Genomic DNA, 16,801 nt, shown 5'->3' with positions numbered 1-16,801 from the left:
GGGAGGCATCCGGAGTGTTTCCTGTGGTCCCCGACACAGGTAGGGTTTTGGCCATGACTTCATCACCGGCGGGGACCCCGCAAAAATTCAGCGCAGGATCCGGCGAGATCGACGTCGATGCCCTGCGCCGAGCCGTACACGCGTCCTTTGACACCACAGTTGGACACCTGAAGGACCTTGTTAAGCTCCCCGGAATCGCCTGGCCAAGCTTCGATCCTGCCCCGCTGGACCGCAGCGCCGAGGCTGTGGCCGAGCTGGTGCGGGCTGCGGGAATCGAGGATGTCCGGATCCTGCGGTGCAACAAAGAGGACGGCACCCCGGGCGGGCCGGCCGTCGTGGCGCGCCGGACCGCGGCCGCGGGAAAGCCAACGATCCTGCTGTACGCCCATCACGACGTCCAGCCGACCGGAGACCTGGCGCTGTGGGAGACCGAACCGTTCACCGCCGTCGAACGTGACGGCCGGCTTTACGGGCGGGGCGCGGCCGATGACAAAGCAGGCATCATGGCCCACATTGCCGCCTATGCCGCCGTCACCGACGTGCTTGCCGACGAACTGGGCCTGGGGGTGACGTTCTTCTTCGAAGGCGAGGAAGAGGCCGGCTCGCCGACGTTCCGCACCTTCCTCGACACCCACCGCGAACTGCTGCGCGCCGACGTCATTGTCGTGGCGGACTCCAGTAACTGGAAGGTCGGCATCCCAGCCCTGACCACCAGCCTCCGCGGCCTGGTCGACGGGACGATCGAGGTCCAGGTCCTCGAGCACGCCGTTCACTCCGGGATGTTCGGCGGGGCAGTGCTTGACGCTCCGACGCTGCTGTCCCGCCTCATCGCCACGCTCCACGACGACGACGGCAACGTCGCGGTCCAGGGCCTGGTCAGCAGGGACGATGTTGCCGTCGACCTGACGGAAGCTGAATACCGGGCCGACGCATCAGTGCTCGACGGCGTCCGACTGGCCGGTACCGGGACCATTGCCTCACGGCTCTGGACCAAGCCGGCCCTCTCCATCATCGGCTTCGACGCTCCCGCCGTGGACATGGCCTCCAATACCCTGCTGCCGCGGGCACGGGCCAAGTTCAGCCTGCGGCTGGCCCCGGGACAGGACCCGGCCGACGCGATGGCCGCCATGCGGAAGCACGTAGAGGCCAATGCGCCGTTCGGCGCCAAGGTGGTGTTTACGCCGGGGGAGAGCGGAAACCCGTTCCTGACTGACACGGATTCTGTGGCTGCCGGGATGGCAATGTGGGCGCTGGGGGAGGCCTGGGGCGTTCCTGCCGTGGAAATGGGCATTGGCGGTTCAATTCCCTTTATTGCGGACCTCACGGAGGCCTACCCGGAAGTGCAGATCCTGGTAACCGGTGTTGAGGACCCGGATTCCAGGGCCCACAGCGCCAACGAGTCACTTCATCTGGAGGACTTCCGCAATGCCGTCGTGGCCGAAGCGCTCCTGCTGGCGCGGCTAAACCATGAGGGCCTTGGCTGATACCTGGACCTCCGGGGCGGCAGTCGGCTGTTCCCCGGCGGGTCCGTTCCGAATTCGTCAGGGAACATTCAGGGTATGGCCACGGTTACGTCAGGAGTTAGAGCTACACGCAGGATCGACGTAGCATGTAGCTATAGCCCATACCGTTTCCGTAGGGGCGGGCAACGCGAAAGCCGAGTCGCCACCACCGTCGTAAGAAGGTAGGCCAATGAGCACTACAACCAATGAAAACAGCAACGCAGCCACCGGCACCGCAAGCGAGGATCTGGCCACGCACGAGGTCAAGCTGACCGACGTCGCCGCCGGCAAGGTTCGCAGCCTGCTGGAGCAGGAAGGCCGTACCGACCTTCGTCTGCGCGTTGCTGTCCAGCCGGGCGGTTGCTCCGGGCTGATCTACCAGCTCTACTTCGACGAGCGGCTGCTCGACGGAGACGCCGTGCGCGACTATGACGGCGTCGAGGTCGTAGTGGACAAAATGAGCGTTCCGTACCTGAGCGGCGCCAGCATTGACTTCGAGGACACCATCTCGAAGCAGGGATTCACCATCGACAACCCCAACGCCGGCGGTTCCTGCGCATGCGGAGATTCATTCCACTAACCTGGCTGTCTGCCCCGTGACAGCTTGCATTCGGCACCGGTTTTAACCGGTGCCGACGCACGGTGCCGACATGTGGGCGAAAACCCCCGGGGAGCGGTAAGCTCTACATCGAGTAGTAAAACTTTTAGTGTGCCCGGGGAGCCATCTACGGCCCGGGCAACAGCAACAAGTAGGAAGGGCCGTCTGTGAGTTCGCAGAACCGAACCGGCAGCCGACGCAAACAGATCACTACGATCACTGGCTTGGCACTAGCCGGCGCGTTGGCTTTGACTGGATGTTCACCAGAGGTACAGAAAGGCTGGTTGCCCACCGAGCGTGGCACCACCAATCACACTGACCGCATCATGGACCTCTGGGTCAACTCATGGATTGCCGCACTGGTCGTGGGCATCATTACCTGGGGACTCCTGGTCTGGTGCATTGTCGCCTACCGCCGTCGTAAGGGCACGGTGGGATTCCCGCGGCAGACCAGCTTCAACCTTCCCCTCGAGGTCTTCTATCTGACCATCCCGCTGTTCATGGTGCTGGTGTTCTTTTACTTCACCGACCGCGACCAGCAGGCGATTGACAACCGCTCCGAGCCGGCCGACGTCGTTGTAGATGTCCGCGGCAAGCAGTGGGCCTGGGACTTCAACTACAAGCAGGGCGAGGTCATCACCGAGGATGTCCACGAAGCCGGCGTGCAGGCGCACCTCACCGGTGCTGATGTGGACAAGGAAAAGCTGCCCACTCTGTACCTCCCCGTCAACAAGTCAGTTGACCTGGAACTGAACTCGCGCGACGTCATCCACTCCTTCTGGGTTCCCGCCTTCCTGCAGAAGCGCGACATGATCCCCGGCAAGACGAACTACATCAGGTTCACCCCCACCAAAGAGGGAACGTATGACGGCAAGTGCGCCGAACTCTGCGGCGAATACCACTCCGAAATGCTGTTCCGCGTGAAGGTTGTCTCCGAGTCGGAGTTCCAGGCCCACATGGACCAGCTGCGCCAGGACGGTAACACCGGACTGCTCGGCGAAGAGTACGACCGCAACCCGAACCTGAACGAAATTAAGTAAGGGGAGCGACGTGGCTACTTACACTCAATCCGCACCTGTCGGGACCCTCGGGGCGCCCGTAGTACCAAAATCCAAGGGACGCATCGTCGTCAACTGGATCACTTCGACCGACCACAAGACCATCGGGTACATGTACCTGATCGCGTCCTTCGTGTTCTTCTGCTTCGGCGGCGTTATGGCCCTGCTGATCCGCGCCGAGCTCTTCGAGCCCGGCATGCAGATCCTGCAGACCAAGGAACAGTACAACCAGCTGTTCACCATGCACGGCACGGTGATGCTGCTGATGTTCGCCACCCCGCTGTTCGCGGGCTTTGCCAACGTCATCATGCCGCTGCAGATCGGTGCCCCCGACGTCGCCTTCCCGCGACTGAACGCGCTGGCCTTCTGGTTCTTCCTGTTCGGTTCCACGATCGCCGTCTCCGGCTTCATCACCCCGCAGGGTGCCGCGTCGTTCGGCTGGTTTGCCTATGCGCCGCTGTCCAACACCACCTTCAGCCCCGGCGTGGGCGGTGACCTGTGGGTCTTCGGCCTGGCGCTGTCCGGCTTCGGCACCATCCTTGGTGCGGTCAACTTCATCACCACCATCATCTGCATGCGCGCCCCGGGCATGACCATGTGGCGCATGCCGATCTTCACCTGGAACACGCTGGTTACCGCCATCCTGGTCCTGATGGCCTTCCCGCCGCTGGCAGCAGCGCTGTTCGCCCTCGGCGCCGACCGCCGCTTCGGTGCGCACATCTTCGACCCCGAGAACGGCGGCGCCGTCCTCTGGCAGCACCTGTTCTGGTTCTTCGGCCACCCCGAGGTGTACATCATCGCGCTGCCGTTCTTCGGCATCGTCTCGGAGATCTTCCCGGTCTTCAGCCGCAAGCCGATCTTCGGCTACAAGGGCCTCGTCTACGCGACGATCGCCATCGCGGCGCTGTCCGTGACCGTATGGGCACACCACATGTACGTGACCGGCTCGGTCCTGCTGCCGTTCTTCTCCTTCATGACGATGCTGATCGCGGTCCCGACCGGTGTGAAGTTCTTCAACTGGATCGGCACCATGTGGCGGGGTTCCATCACCTTTGAGACCCCCATGCTGTGGAGCATCGGCTTCCTCGCGACCTTCCTCTTCGGCGGCCTGACCGGCATCATCCTGGCCTCCCCGCCGCTGGACTTCCACGTCTCGGACTCCTACTTCGTGGTGGCCCACTTCCACTACGTGGTGTTTGGCACCGTGGTGTTCGCCATGTTCGCCGGCTTCTACTTCTGGTGGCCGAAGTGGACCGGCAAGATGCTCAACGAGCGCCTCGGCAAGATCCACTTCTGGCTGCTGTTCCTCGGATTCCACGGAACCTTCCTGATCCAGCACTGGCTCGGCGTCGAGGGCATGCCCCGCCGCTACGCCGACTACATGCCGCAGGACAACTTCACCTGGATGAACCAGTTCTCCACGATCTCCTCGTTCGTCCTGGGTGCATCGCTGATCCCGTTCTTCTGGAACGTCTACATCACCTGGCGCAGCAACGAAAAGGTCGAGGTGGACGATCCCTGGGGCTTTGGTGCTTCGCTGGAGTGGGCCACGTCCTGCCCGCCGCCGCGCCACAACTTCACGTCGCTGCCGCGTATCCGTTCGGAGCGCCCGGCCCTGGACCTCCACCACCCGGAGCTCGCCCAGTCGCACACCGTTGAGTCACCGGCACCGGCAGCAGCCGTGCTCGGCAACGCCGATCAGAAGGACACCGCCAAGTGAAGATCGAATCATGGATTTTTGGAGCCGGAGTCTTCTTCTTCGTACCGGTCTCCGTGGTTTACGGATTCCTGACCCACTGGTCTGAATGGGTCGGCATCCTTGGCATCCTGCTCGTAGGCGGACTCGCCGGCATGATTGGCGCCTACCTCGGCTTCACCGGCAAGCGCGTGGGACTGCGCCCCGAAGACCGCAGTGACGCCGAGGTCCACGAAGGCGCCGGTGAGCAGGGACACTTCAGCCCCTGGAGCTGGTGGCCGCTGGTCCTGGGCCTTTCCTGCGCAGCAGGCTTCCTCGGCCTGGCTGTAGGGTTCTGGATTGTGTACATTGCGGCCGGACTCGCGACCATAGCCCTCGTTGGCTGGGTCTTCGAGTACAGCCGCGGCGATCACGCCCACTAGCCTTACCTGCTCTACTGACAACGACGGCGGGCCCCACCATTTGGTGGGGCCCGCCGTCGTTTGTTTTGTGTTCGTCTTCGTTGCTTCAAGGGGGCCCTGAGGGCGGGTTGAAATCGAGGCGGGCCGGGAGCGCCCGCTGCGGCCGGCAGGAACCCTTAGGCGGCCGCGCCGGCCTCCAGCAGCAGCGTCAGGCCCTCCAGTGCCGCTTCGGCTGATTCAACGCTGTAGCGGGCGGGCAGCGCCTCGGAGTCCACGGAGAGTTCCACTTCGCAGCCACAGTAGAAATCAGCCGTCATCACCTCGAGCAGGGACCTCGCATCGACGGGTGGAACCCCGTCCTTGCCTATTCTGACCGGCAGACCGGACTCCGTGACAGCCCGAACAAAGATAGCGGCCGGCCGGGCGTGCAGGCCGATGGGTGATTGAACAATTGCCTTACGCACTGGCAACGGGACTCCTTTGTTCCGACGGGACTCGGCCGTCATGACTGCATTCCTGATCAAGCGTAGCCGCGGCGTGACCCGACGCTGCAACTGTTGCACGGGTGGTCTAGACCTGCAGCGCCGGTGCCCTACGCTTAAACCATGAAAGTTAATCTGGAGCATTGCCATGGCGGCCTCTGACGCAAACAAAATGGTGGGGGAGATCGACCGCGAAAGCGGCGTCCCCATCTACGTCCAGCTGAGGGAACTCCTGCGGGCCCACATTGCGGCCTCGTGCCCGCCCGGTTCCTCGCTGCCCTCGGAACGGGACCTCGCCGAAAGGTTTGGCCTGGCCCGTATGACGGTCCGGCAGGCCATCGACGCCCTCGTGGGCGAGGAAGTCATCGAACGGGTCGTGGGCCTCGGAACGTTCGTCCGCAAGCCAAAACTCGACCTGCAGGTGAAGCTCACCTCGTACAGTGAGGAAATGCAGCGCCGCGGAATGGTTCCGGCAGCCAAGGTGCTGAGTTTCGAGCAGATCGGCGCCAGTGCATTCCTGGCCCGTGAGCTCCAGCTCGACGAGGGCACGCCCCTGGTGCGCTTCAGGCGTCTTCTCCTGGCAGATAACGAGCCCATGAGTGTGGATGAAAACTTCATCCCCGCACACCGGGTTCCCGGGCTGCTCGACGGCGAACCTCCGACATCCCTGTACAACGTCCTGAGCGAACGGTTCGGCCTGGTCATGGAGTGGGGGGAGGACATGATCGAGGCCACCGCAGCCTCACCGTCCACGGCACGCCTTCTCAACGTTGAAGTCGGATCGCCGCTGCTCAAGATCCAGCGGCACGCTTTTGTGGCCCGGTCCATGGTGGACTACTCGGTGTCCTACTACCGCGCGGACCGCTACAAGCTGTGGGTCCCGCTGCAGCGTCCCGGCGTCAGGCCGACGCGCAACTACGCCTCAGGCTACCGAAACCCGTAGGAACAACGAAGAGGCCCCGTCCTGTCGGACGGGGCCTCTTTTGCTTGTTGCGGTAATGCTCGAACTAGTGGCTGAGCGTCTTCTGGGACTCAGCCGATTCGACGGCTTCATGCTGGCCGTGGTGGCCATGGGCCGCCTCAAGTTCAGCGGGCGAAGCAGGTGCAACGCGGTCTTCGAAGAACCACTGCGAGAGCGCGGCGCGGCGCTTTTCCTTACGCGTCACGATGCCGTGTTCGTTGGGGACTGCAGGCAGCGGGACCGGCGACTCAAAGCCGACCAGCTTGTAGCGCTTGTAGTCATCCAGCGGTGCATGGACCTCGATGAACTCACCGTGCGGCAGGCGCACGATGCGGCCGGTTTCGCGGCCGTGCAGGGCAATTTCGCGGTCCTTGCGCTGGAGGGCGAGGGCCACACGCTTGGTCACGACGAACGCGATGATCGGGCCAATGAAGAACAGTGCGCGCAGCCAGTAGGTCACGTCGTTCAGCGCCACGTGGAAGTGCGTTGCAATGAGGTCGGAGCTTGCCGCGGCCCACATCACGCAGTAGAACGTGAAGCCGGCCATACCGATGGCGGTACGGGTGGGTGCGTTGCGCGGGCGGTCCAGGACGTGGTGCTCGCGGTCGTCCTTGGTGATCCAGCGTTCGATCCACGGGTACATGAACAGCACGGTGAACACGAGGCCAGCCGGCACCAGGGCGGGCAGCAGCACGTTCAGTGTCAGGACATAGCCGAAGATGACGTACTCGAAGTGGAAGTCTCCGATGACACCCGGCATGAGGCGCAGAGCTCCGTCGACCCAGCCGATGTACCAGTCAGGCTGCGTGCCTGCCGAAACGGGTGAGGGGTCGTAGGGGCCGTAGTTCCAGATCGGGTTGATGGTGAAGAACGCCGCCATGAGGGCGATGACACCGAACACGATGAAGAAGAAGCCGCCGGCCTTGGCCGCGTAGACCGGGCCGAGGGGGTAGCCGACGACGTTGCCGTCGTTGCGTCCCGGGCCGGGGTACTGAGTGTGCTTGTGCACGACCACCATGAACAGGTGGATCACGATCATCAGCAGGATCAGGGCCGGTACCAGGAGGATGTGCAGCATATACAGCCGGCTGATGATGAGAGTACCCGGGAACTCGCCGCCGAAGAGGAAGAACGAGATGTAGGTACCGATGACGGGGATCGACTTGATGACGCCGTCGATGATGCGCAGGCCGTTGCCGGAGAGCAGGTCATCGGGGAGTGAGTAGCCGGTGAAGCCTGCGGCCATGGAGAGGATGAGCAGGACACCGCCCACCACCCAGTTCAGTTCGCGGGGCTTGCGGAACGCACCGGTGAAGAAGACGCGCAGCATGTGCACGGAAACGGAAGCCACGAACAGCAGCGCGGCCCAGTGGTGCACCTGGCGCATGAACAGGCCGCCGCGGACATCAAAGGAGATGTCCAGCGAGGAGCTGTAGGCCACGGACATTTCGACGTTCTTCAGCGGCGTGTACGAGCCGTTGTAGTGCGTCTCCGCCATGGACGGATCGAAGAAGAACGTCAGGAACGTGCCGGAGAGCAGCAGGATGACGAAGGAGTACAGGGCAACTTCGCCGAACATGAAGGACCAGTGATCCGGGAAGACCTTCCGGCCGAACTCGCGCAGCATCCCCGAACCGCCAACACGCTGGTCAACGAAGTCGGTAATGCGGCCGCCCTTGGTTTTGGCGACGAAGGCGGGGGCATTAGCTGTTGAATTTGCGCTCATGCTCATCACGCTCCCAATAACTCGGTCCTACGGGTTCTTTGAAGTCGCTGGTAGCGACCAGGTAGCCCTCGGCGTCAACTGCGATGGGCAGCTGGGGGAGAGGCCGGCTGGCCGGGCCAAAGATAACCTTGCATTCCTGGGTCAGGTCAAAGGTCGACTGGTGGCACGGGCACAGCAGGTGGTGGGTCTGCTGCTCGTACAGGGCAACAGGGCAACCAACGTGGGTGCAGATCTTCGAGTAGGCAACGATGCCGTTGTAGCTCCAGTCCTCGCGGCCCGCGGAGGGCTTGAGGGACTCGGGGTTGAGGCGCATGAGCAGGACGACGGCCTTGGCCTTTTCGTTCAGCTTTCCTTCATGCAGTTCGTTCAGGCCTTCCGGAATCACGTGGAAGGCAGAGCCGATGGTCACGTCCGAAGCCCTGATGGGCGTGCCGTCGGGGTCACGGGTGAGGCGCTTGAGCTTGCCCTCCTGCGGAGCCCACATGGTGTGGGCCAGTGTGTCGTCCGGACGGGGACCGAGGTCACCGAAGACGGCCAGTGCAGGCAGCGGTGCCAGAGCGACGGCGCCAAGAAGGGTGTTGCGGATCAGCGGCCGGCGCTTGATGCCGGTTTCCTCGACGATGTCGTCAACGATGCGGACTGCCGCCTGGCGGTCGTCCTCGGTGCGGACTGCGTGGCGTTCTTCCGAAACCTCGTGGTCCGGCATCAGGGCCTTGGCCCAGTGGACGATGCCGGTGCCGATGCCGAGCATGGCAAAGGCAGTGCCGATGCCCAGCAGGGCATTCTGCAGCCGGATGGTGGCGATCGTGGAGTCGGGTCCAAGATCGATGGCGAAGTACGCCACCAGGAAGATCACGGTGCCCACAACGGAGCTGCCGAAGAGAACGGCAACCTGCCGTTCTGCGCGCTTTGCGGCCTTCGGGTCCGTGTCAGCCAGGCGCAAACGATGCGGAGGGATTCCAGGATCCTGGAACTTCTCCACCTCATTCTGACCAGCCGTAGCTACGGTGCCCGAGTGGTTCGGACTGCCGTCACTATGGTTGCCCATAATTCGCCTCATCCTTCTCTCGTCCCGGCCAGTGCCGGGTTAGTTTTCAATTCCATACTGCTGACTCGTCAGCAGGAGTTCTTACAGTTGCGGACGCTGCTAGGACGTCCGGGAGGTCAGCCAGATGGTGAAGGCGATGATGACGCCCAGGCCGGCGATCCAGACAAACAGGCCTTCAGAAACCGGGCCCAGCGCGCCGAGATCGGCTCCGCCGGGTGAGCCGTTGGCTTCGATCTGCTTGAGGAAGGTAATGATGTCGCGCTTGCCTTCGGGAGAGACATTGGCGTCGTTGAAGACGGGCATGTTCTGCGGTCCGGTGGCCATTGCTTCGTAGATGTGCTTCTCGGAAACGTCCGCGAGGGCGGGAGCAAACTTGCCCCGGGTCAGTGCGCCGCCGGCAGCTGCTGCGTTGTGGCACATGGCGCAGTTCACGCGGAAGAGCTCGCCGCCTTCCGCGGCGTTGCCCTGTGCGTCCAGAAGGTGCTCTTCGGGGATGGACGGGCCGGGCCCGAGCGAAGCGACGTAAGCGGACAACTGGTGGGTCTGTTCGTCGTTGAACTGTGCGGGCTTCTTGTAAGCCTGCGGGCCATTCATCTGCATGGGCATACGCCCGGTGCCTACCTGGAAGTCAACGGCGGCAGCACCGACGCCTACAAGTGAGGGTCCGTCCTGGGTTCCGCTCGCACCCATGCCGTGGCAGGTGGCGCAGTTGGCGGCGAAAAGCTTCCCGCCCTCTTCAGTGTCGTTCGCACTGAAGCTGGTGGTGGAAGCCTTGGCCTCGTTGACGGTGGTGGCAACGGCGTACAGCCCACCAGTGAGGAGGAGGCCCATCAGCAGCAGCGCAATGGCTGCCAGGGGGTGACGTCGCTTCTGCGAGAGTGCCTTCACGTGGTGGTTCCTTTATTCGATCGTGCGTCGGCTCCGGGAGCCGCTTCTTGAAATTCTGCCTCTTGTAGAAAAAGAGTCAAGTCAGGGCTACCTGAGGACGTAGATGACCAGGAAGAGGCCGATCCACACGACGTCGACGAAGTGCCAGTAGTACGAGGTGACAATCGCGGACGTGGCTTCGAAGTGACCAAACTTCTTGGCGGCGAACGAACGGCCGATGATAAAGAGGAAGGCGATGAGGCCGCCGATGACGTGCAGGCCGTGGAACCCGGTGGTCATGTAGAAGGCCGAGCCGTACGCATTCGACGAAAGCGACACATGCTCCGAAACGAGCATGGCGTATTCAGTTGCCTGGCCGGCAACGAAGAAGGCACCCATGATGAACGTCAGGGTGAACCATTCGTTCATCCCCCAACGAGTGAATGCAAGGGGGCCGCCGGCGCGGCGCGGCTGGAGCCGCTCAGCGGCGAAGACGCCCATCTGGCAAGTGAATGAACTTGCCACGAGGACGATCGTGTTTACGAGCGCAAAGGGGAAGTTGAGCTTTGCTGTCTCTTCAGCCCACATCTGTCCGGAAGTCGAACGGAGTGTGAAGTACATGGCGAAGAGACCGGCGAAGAACATCAACTCACTGGACAGCCAAACAACGGTTCCTACGGAAACCATATTCGGGCGGTTCAGCGTCGGGTGCGCCGGGGTACTGGGGGCATGGGTCGCAGATGTCACATAGACATTATGTCTGTAAAAGTTCCTCCTGCCCAATGCAAACCGCCTTTTGCGGGGACTTTTTCTACAAAGACGCGAATTCGCGCGGAAAAGTTCCCGGGCCGGTTCACATTGGTCATCAGGGCGGGTGCCTCGATAGCATCGGGAGGTGACTTCACAGGCATCAGCACAGCCGGCCGGCAACACCTGGCCGCGGCTCATTTCGGCTCTGATCAACGGCACGGACCTCACGGCTGACAATACGGAGTGGGCGATGGACACGATCATGTCCGGCGAAGCCACCCCCGCCCAGATTGCCGGATTCCTCGTGGCGCTGCGCGCGAAGGGCGAGACGGTGGATGAGATTGCCGGCCTTGTCGAAGCGATGCTGGCCCACGCAAACCCCGTGGACATCGGCGGCGAGAAGCTGGACATCGTGGGCACCGGCGGCGACCAGCTCAATACGGTTAACATCTCCACCATGGCGGCGCTTGTCTGTGCGGGAGCCGGTGCGAAGGTGGTCAAGCACGGTAACCGGGCATCCTCGTCGTCATCGGGCTCAGCGGACGTCCTGGAAGCCCTGGGCGTCCGGCTGGACCTCCCCATCGATCGGGTCGCATGGAACGCCGAAGAGGCCGGAATCACCTTCTGTTTCGCCCAGGTGTTCCACCCCTCCTTCCGGCACACCGCCGTGCCCCGCCGCGAACTTGCCATACCCACGGCGTTCAACTTCCTCGGACCGCTGACCAACCCCGCCCGGGTGCAGGCCTCAGCAGTTGGTGTTGCCAACGCACGAATGGCGCCCCTGGTTGCCGGAGTGCTTGCCAAGCGCGGAAGCCGCGGACTGGTCTTCAGGGGAAGCGACGGACTGGACGAGCTGACAACGACCGGGCCGTCCACGGTCTGGGAGATCAGGGACGGGGAAGTCAGCGAACAGGCCTTTGATCCGCAGGCGCTGGGCATCCGTCCGGCGACGGTGGAGGAGCTTCGTGGCGGTGACGCCGCAGCGAATGCCGCCGTCGTGCGTGAGGTTCTGGCCGGAGCGGCCGGAGCGGCCCGCGACGCCGTCCTGCTGAACGCCGCCGCAGGACTGGTGGCGTTCGATATCCGGGCCGAGGGTCCGTTGACGGACCGCATGGCGGCAGCGTTGAAGCGCGCCGAAGAGTCCATTGACTCCGGCGCCGCAGCTGCCGTTCTGGAAAAGTGGGTGGCCCTGACCCAGGGCTAGGCGGTGTGCCCGGCCTTACTGCTCGAAACCGAGGGCGAAGGCCGCATCGAGGTCGTGCTGGGAGTAAGCGCGGAAGGCGATGTGCGTTGTGGTGTGCACAACGGCAGGGACCTTGGACAGCTTGTCCGCGATGACGTCGGCCAGCTCATCATGCTTCGCCACCCGCGCAACAGCAATCAGGTCCCATTCCCCGGTTACGGAGTAGACCTCGCTGATGCCCGGAATCGCCGAAATCTCCTCTGCCGTTTCCGGAATGCGCGAGGCGTCTGTCTTGATCAGGACGAATGCGGTGATCACTCTTGACCTTTCGGATCGGGTGCGCCGTTGCGGAAACGGCAGGCGTTGCTGTGTGTTGTCAGCCTAGTACATCAGGGTGCTTCAGCGGCGCTGCCGGCGCCCCGCCAGCCGCCGGAATCCGGCCACGATGAGCCGGTAGCCGAGGAGGAACACGCCCAGGCTGAGCAATGCCACAATGACGAACGGTACTACCACCGTCTGGCCGGTCAATGCACGGAGCAGCATGCCCAGGGCCACGGCTCCAATCCACACGCAGACCCCTGCCGGCCAGACGCGCAACGGCGCCCGCCACACCCGCAGCCCAAGCCAGGCTATTGCCGCTCCTGCCAGGAACGGCCAGGCTGTCAGGAGGACCCCGGCGATCACATCCCCGCGCTGGTGTGCGTCACGGCCGATGGCGGCGAAGGTAAGGATCAGCGCCGCGTCGGCGAGGGCGGCAACGGCCACGGAACTCCTGGCGGCTGCGCGGACAGAGGCGGTGTCGGTGCGGGAAGGCATGCCTCCAGACTAGTAAAGGATTTTCGTTGCTACGACCTGGCATGACCGCCTGACGCGATTGCCCGCAGCGGCCGTACACTGTGACCGGGCCGTTCCCCGGCACATCGCGTTCCCGTTACTACACCCCGGACGGCAGCATGAGACTTGTCCAGATCGCGCAACATGCCAGTGACCTGCAGCGGGCTGCAGGGTTCTACACCGCGCTGCTCGGCACCGAGGCCCTGGCCGTGTTCGACCCGCCCGGGCTCCTGTTCTTTGACCTGGACGGCGTCCGGCTGCTGCTGGAGTCAGGGGCGCCGTCGTCCCTGGTCTACCTGGCAGTTCCCGACGTCAGGGAATCCGTGACCGAGCTCCGGAACAGGGGAGTGGAGATCGTGGCCGAACCACAGGTGATCTTCAGCCACACACATGACCGCCTGGGCCCGGAAGGGACGGATGAATGGATGGCATTCATCCGTGACAGCGAGGGCAACACCGTGGGCCTCGTCAGCCAGTTGCCGCGCTAGGAGTCAGGCCTTGCTTGCCGCGATCTTCGCGGCAAAGGCCACAAGTACGACGCCGGCAATACGGTCCGTGGCTTTGCCCACCGCCGGGGACTGCAGCCAGCGCCGGGCATAGTGGGTGGCCACGATGATTCCCGCGAACCAGAGCATGCCCTCCACGTTGTGCACGAGAGGCAGCAGCACCCCCATTAAGAGGGGCGGAACATCCTGCGGCAGGAACTGCGGGATCATGGCCATGTAGAAAACGCCCACTTTGGGATTCAGCAGACTCGTGGTCACACCTGTCAGAAAGGGCGCACGTGCGCTTCCGGCAGCCACCAGTTCCGTGGGCATTGCCGGTCCTCTTCTGAAGGTCCTGATGAACATCGAGATTCCGAGAAATGCCATGTAGCAGGCGCCCGCGATCTTCAGCACCGTGAAGGCCGTTTCAGAGGCAGCCAGGAGCGCGGACGCACCCAGCGCGGCCGCAACGCCCCACGCCACCGTGCCGGTGCAGATTCCCGCCGCCGTCGCAAAAGCCGGACCGCGCCCCCGGCTGATCGCCGTGCGGAGAACCAGCACGGTGTCGAGCCCGGGAATCACGGTCAGCAGGGCGGCGACCATGGCGAACTGGAGAAGGGCTTCAGGGACGGACATACTCGATGATAATCAGGCCTGGGTCCCCTTCCCGCCGGGCAGGCGGCAGCGACGTGGCACCGGATGCCGCGGCCGCGCCATTGTGTCGGGAATCACGCCCGGCTAGGCTCGCAAGCGCAACCAAAGGAACGCCGTCGGGAGCCGTTTCCGGCGCAGCCAGTGAGATGAGGGACCAACGTGAGCCAAAAGATCACCACCTGCCTGTGGTTCGACACCCAGGCCGAGGAAGCCGCCAACTTCTACATCTCGGTTTTTGACGGCTCCAAAATTCTCAACGAGGCTCGCTATGGCGACGACGGCCCCGGACCCGCGGGACAGGTCATGACGGTCGAATTCGAGATTGAGGGCCGGAAGTTCCTTGCGCTTAACGGTGGCCCGGCTTTCTCCTTCAGCGAGGCGGTTTCCTTCGTGATCGACTGCTCCTCGCAGGAGGAAGTGGACCGCTACTGGTCGGCGCTGACGGCGGGTGGCTCGGAGAGCCAATGCGGCTGGCTCAAGGACAAGTTCGGGGTTTCGTGGCAGGTTGTGCCCTCCGTCCTGAGCCAATTGCTGGGAGGTCCGGACCAGGAGGGGGCGCAGCGGGCCATGCAGGCGATGCTGGGCATGAGGAAGCTCGAGATCGCAGAACTCCAGGCCGCCTATGACGGTTCCTGACGGTTCCTGACGGTTCCTGACCGTCCGGGGAGCCGAGAGAGGGCCGGATGGGGGCCGGATGGGCGCAGGGGAGCAGGCCCCATGACCATCGGCCCTACCCTGCTTCGCTCAACCGGACGATAATCGGGACTATCCCACCCGTACGTGATTGGAGGCGTTGGCGATGTCTGTTTACACGCTCGGAATCTGGTTGGTTAAACCCGGCAGGGAGGACGATTTTGTGCAGGCCTGGCGCAGCCTTGCTGACAAGACCCAAGAAGAATTTCCCGGGGCAAAGGCAGTTCTGATGCGCGATCGCGACGTTCCCAACAGGTTCATCAGCACCGGACCGTGGGAGTCGATCGAGCAGATTGAACGCTGGCGGGCCTCAGCCGCGTTCGTCCAGGGATACGAGGCCATGCGGGAAATGCTGGAGCATTTCGAACCGCATACGCTGGAGGAAGCAGCGACCATCGGGTGATGCCTGACGCGACTATGAAGCCGTTGATCCTTCTCGACATTGACGGGGTCCTCAACCCACGTGCCCGGGTGGCAAGCCCCGACGGCTCACTGGAACTCGTGCTCTCGGACGCGAAAGTTGCCTTGGTCAATAGGCTCGCGGTGTTCGGCAGGATCGCTTGGGTATCGACGTGGCCGGCCGAGCAGACCGCCGGGCTCGAGTCTCAGTTGCGGCTGGGGAACGAAGCGTTACGAGTGCCATTGCCCGCACGTGCCCTGAACGAATCCGAGTCACCTACACCGAAGCTCCGGCCGGTGACCCGGTGGCTGGCCAGGATGGAACTTTCGGGCGAGGCCACCTGGGACTCGGTCGTGTGGATTGATGACGTCCTTGGACCGGACGCCCGCGAGTGGGCGCGCGGATTCCGGCGGCAGGTACTGCTGGTGCGGCCCCTGCCGGCTGAAGGCCTGACCGAAGCGCATGTTGTGGCGGTTGAGGTCTTCGTCCAAAGCGGTAGCTGAGCCTGGTGTGCTCAGCCGGGTCTCCGAAGCTAGGGCCCACTGCCGCCGGCGTTCAGGAACGCATGGATCTTTTCCGCCATGGCCCTGGACTGGGTCCAGTGCAGGTAGTGCGGGCCGTCCAGAATGACCAGCTCATGGTGCTTGACCTTGAGCAGTCGGCGTTCATGCGCCGGGAGCCATTCCGGTTGCTGGTTCATGGTTTCCTGGGACAGAAACTCCAGCACGGGAAGAGCCTCGGGGTAGCTGAGGTTCTGGAGCTTCTGGGCGTTCTCCCCGATTCGGTTCGTTTCGTCGGTCAGTGCCGCGTTGCCAAAGTTCCAGCTCAGTAACTTACGCATTTCGTCGCGTTCCGTCGTCGTATAGCCGTCGCCTGCCGGGTCTGCGAGACCAAGAGCGCCGGCCCAGCGGACCAAGCCGGTGGTCGAAGGAATCCGTTCCCAGAAGTTGCCTGACATGGGCATGTCGGCGGGTGCAGGAGCTTCGGCCGCGGCAGTCTTGGCGGCGGGTACCGTGGGGTCGATCCCGATAACCCCGGATACTTCTTCCGGGTATTTGTTGGCGTAGTGAAGAGTGGTGAAGCCTGCGATCGAGTGACCGACAAGGACGTAGGGACCACCGATGGCGAGTTTGGCGAGCACCTCATGCAGTTCCTCGGAGATGTTCTCGATGGTCCGCGGTCTGGCGGTCATATCGCTGAAGCCGTAGCCGACCCCCTCTACAACGACGACCTGGTATCCGGCCAATTCCCTGATCAGCGGGGCAAAGTCCAGCGCCGGCGCCGGCGTGCCTAATCCGCTGAGCAGCACCAGGGTCGGGCCGGTCTTTCCGGTTCGGGCGACGTTGATGGTCCCTTGGGCGATCTGGATTTTCTCCCCATACGGCACGGTCTTGGAGCGTTCAACACTTTCCATGATGAGGTTTGCCGAGGTTGACCCAAGCACCAACCCGAGTATTGTCAGC

20 protein-coding genes are annotated in these 16,801 nt (G+C 63.3%); 11 read left to right on the top strand and 9 right to left on the bottom strand.

The features are described 5' to 3' along the window. Positions 1-53: 53 nt before the first annotated feature. The 5 genes from J7I79_RS06015 to J7I79_RS05995 all read left to right on the top strand — a co-directional run bounded on the left by J7I79_RS06015 (position 54) and on the right by J7I79_RS05995 (position 5,276). Positions 54-1,484: a dipeptidase gene (locus tag J7I79_RS06015; RefSeq protein WP_214951370.1), complete on the top strand. Its 1,431-nt coding sequence runs from the start codon at positions 54-56 to the stop codon at positions 1,482-1,484. Between the two features lie 208 nt (positions 1,485-1,692). Next, positions 1,693-2,082 (top strand): iron-sulfur cluster assembly accessory protein, encoded by a 390-nt coding sequence (locus tag J7I79_RS06010; protein ID WP_104172951.1) that lies wholly within the window; start codon positions 1,693-1,695, stop codon positions 2,080-2,082. A gap of 185 nt (positions 2,083-2,267) precedes the next feature. Beyond that, positions 2,268-3,140, top strand: a complete 873-nt coding sequence (coxB, locus tag J7I79_RS06005; protein ID WP_214951368.1) for a cytochrome c oxidase subunit II — start codon at positions 2,268-2,270, stop codon at positions 3,138-3,140. Between the two features lie 10 nt (positions 3,141-3,150). Further along, on the top strand, positions 3,151-4,878 hold the full coding sequence (gene ctaD, locus J7I79_RS06000) for a cytochrome c oxidase subunit I (protein ID WP_214951366.1): 1,728 nt from the start codon (positions 3,151-3,153) through the stop codon (positions 4,876-4,878). After that, on the top strand, positions 4,875-5,276 hold the full coding sequence (locus J7I79_RS05995; RefSeq protein ID WP_214951364.1) for a cytochrome c oxidase subunit 4: 402 nt from the start codon (positions 4,875-4,877) through the stop codon (positions 5,274-5,276). Before ctaD ends, J7I79_RS05995 begins: the two co-directional genes overlap by 4 nt. A gap of 155 nt (positions 5,277-5,431) precedes the next feature. On the opposite strand, the gene J7I79_RS05990 is transcribed toward J7I79_RS05995, so the two are convergent. Continuing rightward, positions 5,432-5,725: an HPr family phosphocarrier protein gene (locus tag J7I79_RS05990; protein ID WP_181038790.1), complete on the bottom strand. Its 294-nt coding sequence runs from the start codon at positions 5,723-5,725 to the stop codon at positions 5,432-5,434. Positions 5,726-5,885: 160 nt separating this feature from the next. Between J7I79_RS05990 and J7I79_RS05985 the strand changes: the two genes are divergently transcribed. Beyond that, positions 5,886-6,680 carry a GntR family transcriptional regulator gene (locus J7I79_RS05985; protein WP_214951362.1) on the top strand — a complete coding sequence of 265 codons (795 nt, stop codon included), beginning with the start codon at positions 5,886-5,888 and terminating at the stop codon, positions 6,678-6,680. A gap of 64 nt (positions 6,681-6,744) precedes the next feature. Here J7I79_RS05985 and J7I79_RS05980 read toward each other — a convergent pair whose 3' ends face one another. From J7I79_RS05980 to J7I79_RS05965, 4 genes are all read right to left on the bottom strand, one after another. Then, entirely contained in the window at positions 6,745-8,424 is a 1,680-nt protein-coding gene (locus J7I79_RS05980) for a cytochrome bc complex cytochrome b subunit (RefSeq protein WP_214951359.1), read from the bottom strand. After that, positions 8,402-9,472: a ubiquinol-cytochrome c reductase iron-sulfur subunit gene (locus J7I79_RS05975; protein WP_214951357.1), complete on the bottom strand. Its 1,071-nt coding sequence runs from the start codon at positions 9,470-9,472 to the stop codon at positions 8,402-8,404. The genes J7I79_RS05980 and J7I79_RS05975 overlap by 23 nt, the downstream gene beginning before the upstream one ends. 99 nt (positions 9,473-9,571) lie before the next feature. Then, positions 9,572-10,360: a c-type cytochrome gene (locus tag J7I79_RS05970; protein ID WP_214951355.1), complete on the bottom strand. Its 789-nt coding sequence runs from the start codon at positions 10,358-10,360 to the stop codon at positions 9,572-9,574. Positions 10,361-10,447: 87 nt separating this feature from the next. Further along, positions 10,448-11,122 (bottom strand): heme-copper oxidase subunit III, encoded by a 675-nt coding sequence (locus J7I79_RS05965; RefSeq protein WP_231510979.1) that lies wholly within the window; start codon positions 11,120-11,122, stop codon positions 10,448-10,450. 112 nt (positions 11,123-11,234) lie between these two features. On the opposite strand from J7I79_RS05965, the gene trpD reads away from it, so the two are divergent. After that, on the top strand, positions 11,235-12,293 hold the full coding sequence (gene trpD / locus J7I79_RS05960) for an anthranilate phosphoribosyltransferase (protein ID WP_214951353.1): 1,059 nt from the start codon (positions 11,235-11,237) through the stop codon (positions 12,291-12,293). A 15-nt stretch (positions 12,294-12,308) separates the two neighbouring features. On the opposite strand, the gene J7I79_RS05955 is transcribed toward trpD, so the two are convergent. Then, positions 12,309-12,590, bottom strand: coding sequence for an Lrp/AsnC family transcriptional regulator (locus tag J7I79_RS05955; RefSeq protein ID WP_028269180.1), 282 nt, complete (start codon positions 12,588-12,590; stop codon positions 12,309-12,311). Positions 12,591-12,671: 81 nt separating this feature from the next. Further along, the gene (locus J7I79_RS05950) at positions 12,672-13,088 is read right to left on the bottom strand and encodes a DUF3054 domain-containing protein (protein ID WP_214951351.1); all 417 of its coding nucleotides are present in this window, start codon (positions 13,086-13,088) and stop codon (positions 12,672-12,674) included. A 137-nt stretch (positions 13,089-13,225) separates the two neighbouring features. Here J7I79_RS05950 and J7I79_RS05945 point away from each other — a divergent pair, with 137 nt between their 5' ends. Continuing rightward, on the top strand, positions 13,226-13,594 hold the full coding sequence (locus J7I79_RS05945; RefSeq protein ID WP_214951349.1) for a VOC family protein: 369 nt from the start codon (positions 13,226-13,228) through the stop codon (positions 13,592-13,594). Positions 13,595-13,597: 3 nt separating this feature from the next. Here J7I79_RS05945 and J7I79_RS05940 read toward each other — a convergent pair whose 3' ends face one another. Beyond that, complete coding sequence (locus J7I79_RS05940) at positions 13,598-14,227, bottom strand: LysE family translocator (protein ID WP_214951347.1); 630 nt, start codon at positions 14,225-14,227, stop codon at positions 13,598-13,600. A gap of 177 nt (positions 14,228-14,404) precedes the next feature. On the opposite strand from J7I79_RS05940, the gene J7I79_RS05935 reads away from it, so the two are divergent. From J7I79_RS05935 to J7I79_RS05925, 3 genes are all read left to right on the top strand, one after another. Next, a complete protein-coding gene (locus J7I79_RS05935; RefSeq protein WP_214951345.1) occupies positions 14,405-14,881 on the top strand; it encodes a VOC family protein in 477 nt (158 codons plus the stop codon). 163 nt (positions 14,882-15,044) lie between these two features. Next, on the top strand, positions 15,045-15,341 hold the full coding sequence (locus J7I79_RS05930; RefSeq protein WP_214951343.1) for a putative quinol monooxygenase: 297 nt from the start codon (positions 15,045-15,047) through the stop codon (positions 15,339-15,341). Beyond that, the gene (locus tag J7I79_RS05925) at positions 15,341-15,841 is read left to right on the top strand and encodes an HAD domain-containing protein (RefSeq protein ID WP_214951341.1); all 501 of its coding nucleotides are present in this window, start codon (positions 15,341-15,343) and stop codon (positions 15,839-15,841) included. Before J7I79_RS05930 ends, J7I79_RS05925 begins: the two co-directional genes overlap by 1 nt. Before the next feature lie 29 nt (positions 15,842-15,870). Here J7I79_RS05925 and J7I79_RS05920 read toward each other — a convergent pair whose 3' ends face one another. Beyond that, a complete protein-coding gene (locus J7I79_RS05920; RefSeq protein ID WP_311380529.1) occupies positions 15,871-16,782 on the bottom strand; it encodes an alpha/beta hydrolase in 912 nt (303 codons plus the stop codon). Positions 16,783-16,801: the final 19 nt, after the last annotated feature.

It is taken from the genome of Arthrobacter sp. ISL-69 (assembly GCF_018613775.1).
Taxonomy (GTDB): domain Bacteria; phylum Actinomycetota; class Actinomycetes; order Actinomycetales; family Micrococcaceae; genus Arthrobacter.
Note: the sequence above shows the minus strand (reverse complement) of the source record. Positions and strands in the feature narration are given on the sequence as shown.